This window comes from Dyella sp. (assembly GCF_035277725.1).
Classification (GTDB): Bacteria; Pseudomonadota; Gammaproteobacteria; order Xanthomonadales; family Rhodanobacteraceae; genus Dyella_B.
Map to the genome: position 1 here is coordinate 1 of NZ_DATEJY010000005.1, position 13,184 is coordinate 13,184.

The window sequence follows — 13,184 nt, forward strand, 5'->3', positions numbered from 1 at the left end:
GTCAACAACGAAGTGGTGACGCTGAGCACCGATCAAATCCTGTCGGAAGAAGCCAACTGCCGGCTCGGCGTGTCGGACAATGGCGAGCAGACCTACGACATCAACTCGCCGACCTGCCAGCAGGTGCTTGGCGAGGTGCAGCGTTACCCGGCGACCGATCCGATCAATGCGAACGTGATCAAGCAGGTCAACACGTACCCCATCAACGTGGCGTCGGAATATCAGACCGGCATCCAGTCCAGCGTGAAATACCGGCTGGAAACCGAGGATTTCGGCTCGTTCCAATTCGGCCTGGATTACTACGACGAACTCAAGCATACCTATCAGGAAAAGGCCGGCGATCCGACGCTCAATTACCTGTGCTGCAACAACAACGACGAGTTCAAGAGCCGCGTGAACGGTACGGTCACCTGGAACATCGGCAAGTGGAGCAGCACGATCTACGGCCTGCGCAACGGCAACACCTGGAACTACGCCGGTACGGGACCGAAAATCGGTCCGTGGATTACCTTCAACGGCAGCGTGGGCTACAAGGTCACCCCCAAGACCACCGTTTCGGTCACTGCCAACAACATGTTCAACAAACGTCCGCCGATGGATAACACCAACAGCGGTTGGCCGTATTTCGATGTGACTGATTACAGCGCGCTGGGACGCTCGGTGTATCTCGACATCGGCTTCGACCTGGGTATCTGACCGGTGGCCGGGTGCCGCATGATGCACACGGCACCCGGCCACGACATTGACGAGGCAACGCATGATTCGCAAGAAGTTGATAAGCAGCGTATTGGCTACCACCAGCCTGGTTCTATGCGGCCTGGTGCATGCGCAGCAGCACAACACGCTCACGTCGCAAGAACAGGCGCAGGGCTGGCAATTGCTGTTTGATGGCCACAGCATGGATGGATGGCATTCCTACCGCGCAAAAACACCGGGCAAGGACTGGAAAGTAAGCGATGGCGCCATCCTGATGGAAAAGCGACCGAAGGATCCCGAGGCCGATTTCCAGGATCTGGTTACCGATGCCGAATACGGCAATTTCGATCTCAAGCTGTCGTGGAAAATGAGTCCCTGCGCCGACAGCGGCGTGATGTTCTACGTGCAGGAATCGCCCAAGTACCAGTACACCTTCGAAACCGGCCCGGAAATGCAGATTGCCGATCTCGCCTGCACCAAGCCGGACAGCCGCGTGCTGAAGGAGCGCTCCGGCGATCTGTTCGACCTGATTTCCTCGGACGTGGAATGGGTGAACGAGGCCGGGCAGTGGAACGACTTTGAAATCATCGCCGACCATGGGCACGTGCAGTTCTTCCAGAACGGCCACAAGGTGATCGATACGCAGTTGTGGTCGGATGATTGGAAGCGCCTGGTGGCAAAGAGCAAATTCACCGCGTGGCCGGATTTCGCGACGTTCCACGAAGGGCATATTTCCCTGCAGGGCACGGAGGATAAGGGAGAAGCGCCGATACGGTTGTGGTTTAGAGATATCAAGATCAGGAAATTGTGATGTCCTGATTTCGGCTGGCATTTGCTTTAGTTCGGAAACTGCAGGTTACCGAGGTCCACTCCCTCCCCTGCAACGGCAGGGGAGGGCCGGGGTGGGGTTGCTTGTGCGTTAGCGTGCAGTTGTGGATCGCCGCGATGCGTGGCTCACGGCTCGCTTCGCTCGCACCCCACCCTGACCCTCCCCTACTATCGCAGGGGAGGGGACAGCCTTTCGCAGTGATCGAGTTGTGCGCGACACTGTCAGGGTTCGCACGTTGACTTACGACAGTCGAAGCCGCATGTGCGGGAACAAGGGAACTAGCCCACTGCTCCGGCGGTCTGCACGCAGAACAAAACGGGGAGATAACCGTGAAAGTTTCGGCATTCGTTTCTTTTGCCTTGGCCATGGCGTTCACTTGCAACATCTGCATGGCGCAAACCGCTGCGCCGGCAAGCTCATCCAGCACCGAACCTCCTGCCGCCACCGTCGGCATCGTGGATAGCCCGTGCGACACCTTGCTTCCCCCGCCTGAAACGCCCGCGCTGGCCGGTCCGAAACGTCCGTTGCTGCCGCAATCCAGGGCTGCCCTGGCGGCTGCCTCCAAGGCGTGGGAGGAGCAGCGCCTTGCGTTCGACTTCGGCGGTCTGTGTCATTACCGCGAAGCCAACGCCAAGCTGCCGGCCGCCACGTCGCATCGCGTGGTCTTCATGGGCGACTCCATTACGCAAGGATGGATCGATGCAGACCCCAGCTTCTTCACCGATGATGTGCTCGACCGCGGCGTGAGCGGGCAGACCACGCCGCAGATGCTGGTGCGCTTTCGGCAGGACGTGATCGACCTGCATCCGGCGGCGGTGCACATTCTTGCCGGCACCAACGACATCGCCGGCAACACGGGCCCCACTACGCTGCAGAACATCGAGAACAACATCCAGACCATGGCGGAGCTGGCGCAGGCGCATCACATCCACGTGATTCTTGCCACCCTGACACCCGCCGCGAAGTATCCGTGGCGGCCCGAGGTGGAATCGGTCGAAAACATCCGTGCGCTCAATGACTGGATCAAGGCGTATGCCAAGCAGAATGGCTTGACCTATGTCGATTACTTCACGGCGCTGGATGATGGCCATCGCGGCTTTATCGCGAAGCTCGCCACCGATGGCGTGCATCCGAATGCGCAGGGCTATGCGGTAATGGACAAGCTGGCAAAGGAAGCGATCAAGCAAGCGCTATCTTCTTCGCCCTGAGGTAGGCTGGGATGAAATCCCGGCATTGGGAGGCTCAACGAAGCTGGGATTGCCATCCCAGCCTACGCGGCTACCGCAGCGTATACTTCCCGCGCGGCCTTCTACGCATACGCCATCTTCTTTGCCCGGACGTAGGCTGGGATGAAATCCCGGCATAGGGAGGCTCAACGAAGCTGGGATTGTCATCCCGGCCTACGTGGCTACCGCAGCGTATACGTCAACGTGCCATACCCAAGCTGATCGAATCCGCCGCTGTTCGGCCCGTAATTGCCACCACCGCCTTCCGGCGCGGCCTTCTGCGCATAGGCCGCGATGTGCGGCGCCTTCAGCCCTTTCAATACCACGTAGTGGTTGTAGAGCAGCGCCCAGATCGGCCGCATATCGCCGCGGCCACCGGATGAAATCACGGGCTGGGTGACGTCGCTATTCTTGTACGGTGTATACGGCACGTCCTCGCCGAGGTTGTATTGCGCCGCATATTCGGCACCGCGCAGCACGCGGTTGTCATCGTAACCGAACAGATCGTCGCCCTGGTTCCACGCCATCTGGCAGATGGCGCCCAATAGCGCGATGTCCAGCATGGTGTGGCCTTGGTCGCGCCCGCTTTCCTGCACTTGGCCAAGGCCGTTCGGGTAGAGCTTCCACACCACGTGCTCGATGGCGCCGTTGCCTGGTCCATGTTTGAAGTAGTCGACCGCTTCGGCGTAGATGTCATGGCGATCGGCCAGCACGCCAATCGCCAGCATCGATGCCATGTTGGCCAGATCCCAGTTGGCCCAGTAGTGGTCGATTTTTGCGCCGTTGTGATGCACGAGAAAATCGTGGTTCATCGGGTAGAACACGTTGAGCATCATCGACTGGAAATGGTGGAAGTCGTCAGCCTTCCAACGGCGATAGGTGCGCAGCATTTCCGCGGCATTGGCCAGTTCATAACCATAGATGCCCGAGGCGAGAAAACGATCCGAGCTCCCATCGATCGCAGTCAGCGTGTGCGACCACGCATTCAAGATCGCCACGGCCTTGTCTGCATACGCATCGTCACCGGAAATCTTCCAGCGCAACGCCAGTGCATACGCCGCCGCGGCGTCATTGAACAGCACGGGATAGTTCTGCGCATGCACGCGATCCACACCACGATAGACGATCGGCGTGGGGCGCGGATTCCAATCGAGCGAAGCGTGGTGATTGGCGATCAGCATTTGCCAGTCCTGCAGCCAAGGCTGGCGCTGCTCGGCAACGGCGGTGCGCATGCGATCGAAATCGGCATCGGTATGCAGCAGGCCGGGATGTGCAAAGCCCTGCGCGTGTGCGGTGTGGGAAAGATTTTTGGTGCTGCTTGGTGCGGCGGCGCAACCGGCAAAGCAGGTAACTGCGCCGATCATGGCGATCAGGCAAAGCGAAAGAGTTCGGCGATCGGGACGCATGAAAAGTGCAACTCCGCATATCACGCAGCGCGTGCGAATGGCCGGCATCTTACTTGCCGGCGATGTGCGGACGACAGTTCAGCGGCACCTGTCCCGGCAGGCCACTTGGTTGTGGCGTTGGGACACCGAAATTTAGCTTTTCCCTATAAAAGCAGGGCTTTTCGTTTGTCCGTCCCGTGCGGACAGATATTGGGCCATCTGTTCACATGGTGATGTTGATCACACTTCCATACGATGGTGTTCAATCCATGCTGGGTGCATGAAGGCCGCAGCGCCATCGATGCGCTGCACACGAATCCCCATGAGCAGTTGCTGAGGCGCAAGTCGTCAGCACGCGGAACCGTGTTGCCGTTTTTCTGGAAGAGCGCACCTTTGTGGAGTTTTTCAGCGCGCCAGATGCGTATGCGCGCCGGCTTTTATTCCACGCGTGAACCTGCAGCGGTCACATTATGAAAAAACAAATCATCACCACCAGCCATTATGTGCGCGCACTGGGCATTGCCGTGAGCGTACTGGCGATGGCCAACCAAAGCATGGCCGCAACCACCAATACCGTCGCGGTTGGCACGGGTGCCAAAGCCACCAACAGCTATGACGTGGCTGTCGGTTCCGGCGCCGTGGCGGCAGGCGATGGCGCGGCAATCAACATGGCGGTGGCAATCGGTTCGGGTGCGCAGGCCAACAGCGCCGGTGCGATTGCCATTGGCGATGCGTGGAATGGTGGTGTGAAAGCCTCCGGGCGTGATTCGGTGGCGATCGGCACCGGCGCCGCGGCGTCCGCAAGCAGCACCGTTGCGCTGGGTTCGCAAGCGATCGCCACACAAGCCAATGCGGTGGCATTGGGCAACAACAGCAATGCCAGCGGTATCAGCGCGGTCGCGGTGGGCGATACCGCCAAGGCCAGTAATATTTACGCGACGGCAGTGGGTTACAACGCCAACGCCAGCGGACGCAACGCGCTGGCGCTGGGCGCCAATGCCGTGGCGAGCGGTTCGTTGAGCACGGACGGCAACCCGGCCAACGGCTTTGCCATCGCGATCGGGCAAAGCGCCAACAGTGCGGGCAGCTCGTCGATGGCGCTCGGTGGCAATTCACTCGCTACCGGCACCAAGGCGCTGGCCGTGGGCGATACGGCGCGTTCGACCGCTACCAAATCCATTGCCATCGGTGCGAATGCCGGTGCCACCGCCAACGGCGCGATCGCGCTCGGCATGCTGTCCAGCGCGTCGATGGTGAATGCGGTGGCGGTCGGCAATGGTGCTGCGGCGACAGCGAATGCCAGCGATGTCGCCTTGGGTGCGGGTTCCACGACCTCCACCGTGGTGGCGACCAACAGCGTTAGCGTGGGCGGCAATACGTATGCGGTAGCCGGCAGCAATCCCACCAGTACGGTGAGTGTTGGCGCATCGGGCAGCGAGCGCAGCATTACCAACGTAGCCGCGGGTCGTGTCAGTGCCAGCAGCACGGATGCCGTCAACGGTTCGGAACTGTATGCAACGAATCAGCAGGTCAACACCAACACCAGCAACATCGCCAACAATACGACGGCCATCGACAACCTCACCAACGGCAAGACCGGCCCGTTCGTTTCCGACAACTCGGTGAACGCCACGCAGCCGGTTTCTTCCGGTGCGGATGCGACGGCAGGCGGCTTTGGTGCGTCGGCAACAGGTGCAGCGTCGACGGTGATCGGCAACGGAGCGACCGACAACGGCAACGCCAATGCGACGGTGCTGGGACAGGGCGCGAGTATTGCTGCTGGCGTGAGCGGTTCCAATGTGGCTCTAGGGCAGGGTTCGACGGTGACGTCCGCAGCCGTGCCGACCACGGGCGACACGATCAACGGCATCGCCTACAGCTACGCCGGCGCCTCGCCGAATGGCGTGGTCAGCGTTGGCACGCTTACGGCGCCGCGCCAAGTTACCAATGTGGCGGCGGGGCAGATCAATGCCGCCAGCACGGATGCGGTGAACGGTTCGCAGCTGTATGCGACCGATCAGGCCGTGACCAACGTCGCCAACCAGGTGAGCAGCCTGGGTGGGCAAGTGACGAGCGTGGGCAGCTTGATCAGCAATCTCGGTACCAGCATGGCGACGAGTCTGGGCGGCGGTAGCGCGTATAACGTTGCCACCGGTGTGCTGACCACCAGCCTCGATTACGGCGGCAAGACGTATGGCTCGGTGCAAAACGTGCTGGACCAGATCAACACGTCGGTTGACGATGTCGCGAAACAGACGAGCGCCAATGCCACTGCCATCAATAATCTGCAGTCGAGCAGCAATGCTGTGTCTGCAGGCAGCAGCAACACGACCGGTACAGGCGCGTCGTCGAACACCAACAACGGCACGACATCCAGTAACGGTTCGGCGCAAGGCACCGCCAGCCCGGATGTGGCGAGCATCAGCCAGCTCAACAACGTGCAAGCCGGATCTGTGCAATACGATCGCCATGGCGACGGCTCAGTCGATTACGGCAGCGTCACGCTCGATCCGGATGGATCGCCGGCGCAAATCCACAACGTGGCGGCCGGCACGGCAGCGACTGACGCGGCCAACCTCGGTCAAGTGAACGCGGGCATCCAGACGGCCGAAAACTGGGCGAAGAGCTACGTCGACCAGAAGCTGCAGAACGTCACCCAGGCACTCAATACGGTGTCCGTGCGGGCCAATGCGGGAGTCGCTTCGGCCATGGCGATGGCCGGTTTGCCGCAGGCGTACCAGCCGAACCAGAACGCAGCGGCCGTCGCATTTGGATCGTTCCATGGGCAGGCCGGTGTTGCCGTTGGCGTATCGACCGTGTCGGAAACCGGGCGCTGGGTCTACAAGCTAAACATGAGCGGCAACACACGTGGCGACATCGGTGCGAGCGTGGGTGCGGCCGTCACTTGGTAACGTGTCGCCACTAGCCTACACTCATACGATTCACCCCAACCAAGGAGGTTTCCATGAAAATCCGCTTCAGCTTGATCGCCCTGGCACTGCTGTCCGCATCGTTCGTTGCGCACGCTTCGTGCGATGACGTGAAGTCCAGCATCGATGCGAAGATCAAGGCCAACAACGTGTCGAATTATTCGCTCGACGTGGTGGCGAAGGACCAGGCTGGCGACGGCAAGGTGGTTGGCCAGTGCGATGGTGGCGCCAAGGTGATCGTGTATTCGCGCGGCGAGGCTGGCAAGAGTGCAGCTGGCGCGGATGCTGCTGCCAAGCCTGCTTCGGATAGCGCGGCGCCGGCGGCGGCTTCCTCCAGCGGCAAGTAAGGTTGGTTGTTTGACGATAGAAAAAGGGCGCCCGCTGCGGCGCCCTTTTTTTGTGAGTTACTTACCTGGCGACAACGCTCACTATCCTCGCGTGGTCATTAATGACGAGCCATAGACCCACTTAGGCTGGGATGACAATCCCAGCTTTCATGTAGATGGCGATGCTGGGATTTCATCCCAGCCTACGTGGCAGCACACGGTTATCGATAGTCGCGCACGATATCGAGCAAGGGCTGTAAAGGCGTCTCGAAATGCTTCCATCGCGCCACCGATGATCGATATACCGGCCGCCGCACCTGCGCTGCGCTGGCGGTTTTCACCACGCGCTTGTTCTCGTGAAAATTCAAGCAGCGCGCATCCCACGGCAGCCCCAGATGATCCAGCAGCCGGCGCGCCTGGTTCTCGGTATCCGCCACCATGTCCTCATAACGCAGTTCAAGAATCGAACCAGGCGGCAACACGCGCTGCCAATGTTTCATCAACTCGATATAGCGCACGTAATAGCGGCCCACCTCGCCGAGATCGTAGGTGTAGTCGAGGTTGTTCTTGTGGAACAGCGTGGCGTAGCAGGAGAAGCACGAATCCATCGGATCACGCATGGCGTGGATGATTTTCGCATTGGGCAGCATCAAACGGATCATGCCGATGTACGCGAAATTGGCCATCATCTTGTCGGTGATGCGGGTGGCGTGCGGTGCAAGCTTCCACACGCGTTCGGTATACACCTCGCCGAGGCGCATCAGTTCTTCCTCGCTCAGGCGGGATGCCACTTCCGGAAAAGCTTCCACCGGTTTGCCGGCCTCGGTAGCCATGGCAAACAGAATGCTTTCCAGATCGGGCAGTTCGCCCGCGCCATGAATATCCGGATGCGTCGAGAGAATCTGCTCGATCAGCGAGGTGCCGGAGCGCGGCATGCCGACGATGAAGATCGGCGATTTGCTGGTCGACGCCGGTATCGGGCGGCTGGCGAAAAAGCGCTCGTCGAAGACGGCGCGCACGTTGTCGATCAGCGCGATCTTGGCCGCTTCGTCCGGAGCAAGCTGCGCGTGCTTCAGGCGATTGCCTTCGGCATAGGCATGGAAGGCTTCGTCGTAACGGCCGAGGTCTTCGCGCATTTTGCCCAGCGAGAACCAGTAGCGAATGCGCAGGTTTTCCGACAGGGCAGGGAGTTTGTGCGCGAGTTGCTCCAGGCGTTTCGGCTCGGTGTCTTCCGGCGTGAACGTGCGTAGCGAAGCAAGATTGCAATAAGCCTCGACCGAGTCCACGTCGATTTGCATCGCGTCTTCGAAATGTTTGCGTGCCTCGTCCAGCCGGCCCTGCCGGCGAATGCTGCGCCCGAGGTTGTTGCAGGCTTCCACGTAATCGGGTTTCAGTTCCAGTGCACGGCGGTAGTTCCGCTCCGCTTCCACATAGCGTTCCTGCAGGTAAAACAATCCGCCGAGGTCGAAATACGCCCGTGCAAACTGGTTGTTGAGAGCTATCGAACGAGCATAGCTGGCTTCAGCATCGGCGAACGCGCCTAGTTCGCGCAGCGCATTGCCGAGATTGGCATGCGCTTCGGCATCGTTCGGCAACAGCATGATCACACGGCGAAAACTTTCCGCGGCATCCGCCATGCGCGTTTGCCCGTACAGCACCACGCCCAGCGCGTTGTGGAGTGGAGCGCTGTTTGGATGTGTCTCGAGCGCGTTGCGAAGGTGCGATTCGGCCTCGACGTAGCGGTGCGCACTCATCAGGGTGAAGCCGAGGTTGGCGTGGGCTTCGCTGAAATCCGGCCGCACGTTCAAGGCGTCACGATATGCCGCGATGGCTTCATCCAGGCGGTTCTGTACGGCCAATGCGTTGCCGCATTTGAAATGGGCGTCGGCGAAATCCGGTTTGATGGTGCGCGCGCAGTGATAGCTTTCCGCGGCGGGCCCGATTTGCCGCATCGCCATCAAGCTTTCGCCCAGCACATAGTGGCCGACGGCATCCCACGGTGCCAGCGAGACCGACGTACGCTGCGCTTCCACGGCGTCGGCAAAACGGCCTTGGCCATGCAGCGCGGCACCCAGCGCCTGCCATACGCCGGCTTGCGATGTGCCGGCATCGATCAGCTTGCGCGCCAGCGCCTCGGCTTGTACATGCTGGCGTTGCCTGATCAAGCCGACCAGTAGCTGGATCTCCTGCTTTTCCGCTACTTGATTCGTATTGGGGTTTGCATTCTGTGGCATGGCTGTCACCGTCTCGGCAAAACGTTGCGAACAGGACGATCGAACAACAGGTGCAAGGAAAACATGCATGACAACGGCGTGGGCGTGATGCGTGTTTGCGGGTACTTGCTTACGCGTCGCTTACGTTAGCGCAAATGCGTGCTGCGAATTTGAAACAGCGCACGTAACTGACTTCTTTCCATCATCAAACATTCACGCCGCGGTTCAGTATAAAACCTGTGGCCATGCAAGCGGAGCTTGCCGAAAGCGAAGTACAGGGGACCAACCTTACGGCACGGAACAGCACCTCGTCACCGGCAAGGCATGGCATGCAACAGCCGTTCGTGCCCAACCACTGATAGAGCCGGGCCAGATGCCCGTGCTTTGGGGAGATTCGAACATGCATTTGTCTTCGGTTGCGAAACTGTCGCGTTTCAAACGCACTGTGCCTGCGCTGGTGATGGCCAGCGCGCTGGGACTAGGAGCGCAGGTCAGCCATGCAGGCACCGCTGGTGCCTTTTCGATGTTGCTGCATGACCATGTACCTGCGGCCGTGCGTTCCGGCCAGGCGGCGAGCGCGCAAACGCTCAGCGCCGACAAGCAACTCAAGCTCGGCCTGGTGCTTCCGCTGCGTAACGAAGCCGAGCTGGAGGCGTTGATCAAGGGGCTTTACGATCCCGCCAGTCCGCTTTATCACCATTACCTGAGTTCGAAGCAGTTCACCGAACGCTTTGAACCGAGCCAGGCTGATTACGAGAAGGTCGTTGCCTGGGCCAAGGCCAATCATCTTACGGTCACCGCCACTACGGCCAATCGCCATATCGTCGACGTGCAGGGCAAGGTGAGCGACATCAACCGCGCTTTGCACGTGACGATGCGCCAATACCAGCATCCCACTGAAAATCGCACGTTCTTCGCACCGGATCGCGAGCCGACGGTCGACCTGCTTGGCGTGCAGCTGCTGCACGTGAACGGACTGGACAACTACGTGCGGCCGTTTACGCACATGCGTCATCGTCCGGCGTCCGAAACCGCACAGTCGATCATTGCGCATGCCAGCGGTTCCGGTCCGAGCGGCAATTACCTGCCCAGCGACATTCGCGCGGCGTATTACGGTTCGGGCTCGCTGACTGGCGCGGGACAGACGGCGGCGATCTTCTCGTATGACGGCTACCAGAGCAGCGACCTCAGCGGCTATTACTCCGCCACCGGTGCAAGTGATCCTGGCGTCCCGGTGAACAACGTGCTGGTGAATGGGTTCAGCGGCGCGTGCACCAATCCCAGCACGGGTTCGAGTTCGTGCAGTGACGGCGAACAGATTCTGGATATCGCCAACCTTGCCGGCATGGCGCCGGGCCTGACGCAGATCTTGTTCTACGAGGGCAGCAGCGCGGGCGACATTCTCAACCAGATGGCCAGCGACGATACCGCTTCGGTGATTTCCAGTTCGTGGGGCGGCGGCGATTTCGGCAGCAGCGATGATGCCATCTACAAAGAATTTCAGGCGCAGGGGCAGACCTTTGTCAATGCGAGCGGCGATGCCGGCTCGTACACCACCAGCAATTGGGCGGCACCGTCGCTTGATCCCTACATCACCGATGTCGGCGCCACCGATCTCACCACCAGCGGACCCGGCGGTTCGTGGGTATCGGAAACGGCATGGGCCGATAGCAGTGGCGGTTATCTCTCATCGGCTGGCTATGCCATCCCGAGCTATCAGCAGCTGAGTGGCGTGATCAACAGCACCAACAAAGGATCGACAAAGTACCGTAACGATCCCGATATCGCGCTGGAAGGCAATTTCGACAATCCCACTTACAGCAATGGACAGCTTGAAACCGGCGTGGGCGGTACGAGCTACGCGGCACCGCGTTTGGCCGGCGTGATTGCATTGGCCAACCAGCAGGCCGCATCAAAGGGCGTGGGCAATATCGGCTTCCTCAACACGGCGCTGTACAACTTCGGCGTGGGATCGAGCTATCACAGCTATTTCCATGACATCACCAGTGGCAGCAACGGTGGTTTCAAGGCCGTGACCGGTTTCGATCTGGTGACGGGTTGGGGTAGTCCGATCGGGCCGGCGTTTATTTCGGCGTTGGTGGCGACGAAGTAAGACGGTACACATACGGCATCCGCTCCCTCCCCTGTGCGCAGGGGAGGGTTGTATTACATCGTTGCCGAGGTTACCGTGAGCTTCAGACCAAGGGCGTGCACGATTCTATCGACTGTTTCGAATTGCGGCTTTGAGCCTGGGCGCACAGCCTTATAGAGACTCTCGCGACTCAGCCCAGAGGCTTTGGCTATCTCTGTCATGCCTCGGGCCTTCGCAACGTCACCGAGGGCACTGAGGAATTCCTCATAGTCGCCGCTTTCCATCGCGTCTTTAAGGTATTCGGCGATGACTTCTTCATTGTCCAAATATTCGGCTGGATCGAAGGGTGTGATTTTGGTTTTAGCGGACATGGTGCGTCTTCTCGTTAAGGCTTGAGTCGTTTCCAGAGTTTCAGGGCTTCCTTGATATCTTGAGATTGAGTGGATTTGTCGCCGCCCATCAGAAGCAAGTAAACCGTCTTTCCCTCTTTGGCGTAATACACGCGATATCCCGGGCCAAAGTCGATACGCATTTCAGATATGCCATCGAAATGCTTCACGTCGCCGAAGTTTCCGTGGCTGGCGCGCTTGAGGCGACCAATGATCTTGGCTTTCCCTGCATTGTCCCGAAGATTCTGCAGCCATGCAGCGAACTCTTCGGTTTGATTGATCTCATTCATGGCGAATGAAATGTAGCCAAGTGATTACATTGTTGTCAAATTTTTCGCCGTTTAATGGTTGTACGCGTACATCGTGACGATCCATGCACCTGGGCTATAGTTGCAAGTCGTTTTACTGCATCTCACCGGCTTCTGTATGGATAACCCCTCACGCTCCGAGCGCACGCGCCAGGCCGTCATCCAGGCGGCGCTCGCCATCATTGCCCGCGATGGCCCGGGCAAGCTTACGTTCGATGCGATCGCGCGTGAGAGTGGGCTAAGCAAGGGCGGGGTGATGCATCAGTTCCCCAGCAAGATCGATGTCTTGAAAGCCTTGCTGGAACATCAGATCCATTTTTTCGAGAGCACTTCAACGTCTCGCGTGACAAAGCTCGGCGCGAATCACGGCGAAATCGCGCTGGCCGAACAGATCGCCAGGCTGCGCGAGGTTTCGCATCAACCGTATTCCATCGCGCATGCGATCGTGGCGGCATTGGTGGAAGAGCCGGAGCTGCTTGCGATAAGCCGGAAGACGGCAGCGCGTCATGCCGAGCGCATTCAGGCGGAAGCGGCCGATCCGGATTTGTCGTTGCTGCGCTGGACGGCGGCGCAGGGCTTGCTGCTTTCCTCGATGTTCGGCATGAGCCCGTTTTCCGAAGCGGAGCGGGAACGCTTGTTCCGCCGCTTGATGGACGATAAGAAGTGGACTGTGCCTGAAAGCACGAAACCGCGCACCGCCAAATCCCGCAAGCGCACCAAGTAGGGATGACAATCCCAGCATAAGAGCGCCGCAATGGAAGCTGGGATTTCATTTCCAGCCTACGCTGCT

At 59.6% G+C, this 13,184-nt stretch carries 10 protein-coding genes and 1 pseudogene; 7 read left to right on the plus strand and 4 right to left on the minus strand.

Features of this window, described 5'->3' with window-relative positions:
- The 3 genes and pseudogenes from VJR68_RS00230 to VJR68_RS00240 all read left to right on the plus strand — a co-directional run.
- Nucleotides 1-696, plus strand: a pseudogene (locus VJR68_RS00230) (TonB-dependent receptor); the annotation flags it as partial.
- A gap of 61 nt (nucleotides 697-757) precedes the next feature.
- Nucleotides 758-1,507: a DUF1080 domain-containing protein gene (locus VJR68_RS00235; protein ID WP_324145535.1), complete on the plus strand. Its 750-nt coding sequence runs from the start codon at nucleotides 758-760 to the stop codon at nucleotides 1,505-1,507.
- 347 nt (nucleotides 1,508-1,854) lie between these two features.
- Nucleotides 1,855-2,733, plus strand: coding sequence for an SGNH/GDSL hydrolase family protein (locus VJR68_RS00240; RefSeq protein ID WP_324145536.1), 879 nt, complete (start codon nucleotides 1,855-1,857; stop codon nucleotides 2,731-2,733).
- A 200-nt stretch (nucleotides 2,734-2,933) separates the two neighbouring features.
- On the opposite strand, the gene VJR68_RS00245 is transcribed toward VJR68_RS00240, so the two are convergent.
- Nucleotides 2,934-4,157: an alginate lyase family protein gene (locus VJR68_RS00245; RefSeq protein WP_324145537.1), complete on the minus strand. Its 1,224-nt coding sequence runs from the start codon at nucleotides 4,155-4,157 to the stop codon at nucleotides 2,934-2,936.
- Between the two features lie 449 nt (nucleotides 4,158-4,606).
- On the opposite strand from VJR68_RS00245, the gene VJR68_RS00250 reads away from it, so the two are divergent.
- Nucleotides 4,607-7,048 carry a YadA family autotransporter adhesin gene (locus VJR68_RS00250; RefSeq protein ID WP_324145538.1) on the plus strand — a complete coding sequence of 814 codons (2,442 nt, stop codon included), beginning with the start codon at nucleotides 4,607-4,609 and terminating at the stop codon, nucleotides 7,046-7,048.
- A gap of 53 nt (nucleotides 7,049-7,101) precedes the next feature.
- Nucleotides 7,102-7,413 (plus strand): DUF1161 domain-containing protein, encoded by a 312-nt coding sequence (locus VJR68_RS00255; RefSeq protein ID WP_324145539.1) that lies wholly within the window; start codon nucleotides 7,102-7,104, stop codon nucleotides 7,411-7,413.
- Nucleotides 7,414-7,613: 200 nt separating this feature from the next.
- Here the strand turns inward: VJR68_RS00255 and VJR68_RS00260 are convergent, their stop codons facing one another.
- A complete protein-coding gene (locus tag VJR68_RS00260) occupies nucleotides 7,614-9,626 on the minus strand; it encodes a tetratricopeptide repeat-containing sulfotransferase family protein (RefSeq protein WP_324145540.1) in 2,013 nt (670 codons plus the stop codon).
- Nucleotides 9,627-10,005: 379 nt separating this feature from the next.
- Here VJR68_RS00260 and VJR68_RS00265 point away from each other — a divergent pair, with 379 nt between their 5' ends.
- Entirely contained in the window at nucleotides 10,006-11,718 is a 1,713-nt protein-coding gene (locus VJR68_RS00265; protein WP_324145541.1) for a S53 family peptidase, read from the plus strand.
- 53 nt (nucleotides 11,719-11,771) lie between these two features.
- On the opposite strand, the gene VJR68_RS00270 is transcribed toward VJR68_RS00265, so the two are convergent.
- Nucleotides 11,772-12,068, minus strand: a complete 297-nt coding sequence (locus VJR68_RS00270) for an addiction module antidote protein (RefSeq protein WP_324145542.1) — start codon at nucleotides 12,066-12,068, stop codon at nucleotides 11,772-11,774.
- A 14-nt stretch (nucleotides 12,069-12,082) separates the two neighbouring features.
- Nucleotides 12,083-12,376: a type II toxin-antitoxin system RelE/ParE family toxin gene (locus tag VJR68_RS00275; RefSeq protein ID WP_324145543.1), complete on the minus strand. Its 294-nt coding sequence runs from the start codon at nucleotides 12,374-12,376 to the stop codon at nucleotides 12,083-12,085.
- A 136-nt stretch (nucleotides 12,377-12,512) separates the two neighbouring features.
- Between VJR68_RS00275 and VJR68_RS00280 the strand changes: the two genes are divergently transcribed.
- Nucleotides 12,513-13,118, plus strand: coding sequence for a TetR/AcrR family transcriptional regulator (locus tag VJR68_RS00280; RefSeq protein WP_324145544.1), 606 nt, complete (start codon nucleotides 12,513-12,515; stop codon nucleotides 13,116-13,118).
- Nucleotides 13,119-13,184 lie beyond the last annotated feature (66 nt).

Excerpts from the sequence above, each read along its gene's own strand:
- VJR68_RS00250 (WP_324145538.1), top strand. The coding sequence starts at position 4,607 with ATGAAAAAACAAATCATCACCACCAGCCATTATGTGCGCGCACTGGGC.
- VJR68_RS00260 (WP_324145540.1), bottom strand. The coding sequence starts at position 9,626 with ATGCCACAGAATGCAAACCCCAATACGAATCAAGTAGCGGAAAAGCAG.
- VJR68_RS00280 (WP_324145544.1), top strand. The coding sequence starts at position 12,513 with ATGGATAACCCCTCACGCTCCGAGCGCACGCGCCAGGCCGTCATCCAG.
- VJR68_RS00265 (WP_324145541.1), top strand. The coding sequence starts at position 10,006 with ATGCATTTGTCTTCGGTTGCGAAACTGTCGCGTTTCAAACGCACTGTG.
- VJR68_RS00235 (WP_324145535.1), top strand. The coding sequence starts at position 758 with ATGATTCGCAAGAAGTTGATAAGCAGCGTATTGGCTACCACCAGCCTG.
- VJR68_RS00255 (WP_324145539.1), top strand. The coding sequence starts at position 7,102 with ATGAAAATCCGCTTCAGCTTGATCGCCCTGGCACTGCTGTCCGCATCG.
- VJR68_RS00275 (WP_324145543.1), bottom strand. The coding sequence starts at position 12,376 with ATGAATGAGATCAATCAAACCGAAGAGTTCGCTGCATGGCTGCAGAAT.
- VJR68_RS00270 (WP_324145542.1), bottom strand. The coding sequence starts at position 12,068 with ATGTCCGCTAAAACCAAAATCACACCCTTCGATCCAGCCGAATATTTG.
- VJR68_RS00245 (WP_324145537.1), bottom strand. The coding sequence starts at position 4,157 with ATGCGTCCCGATCGCCGAACTCTTTCGCTTTGCCTGATCGCCATGATC.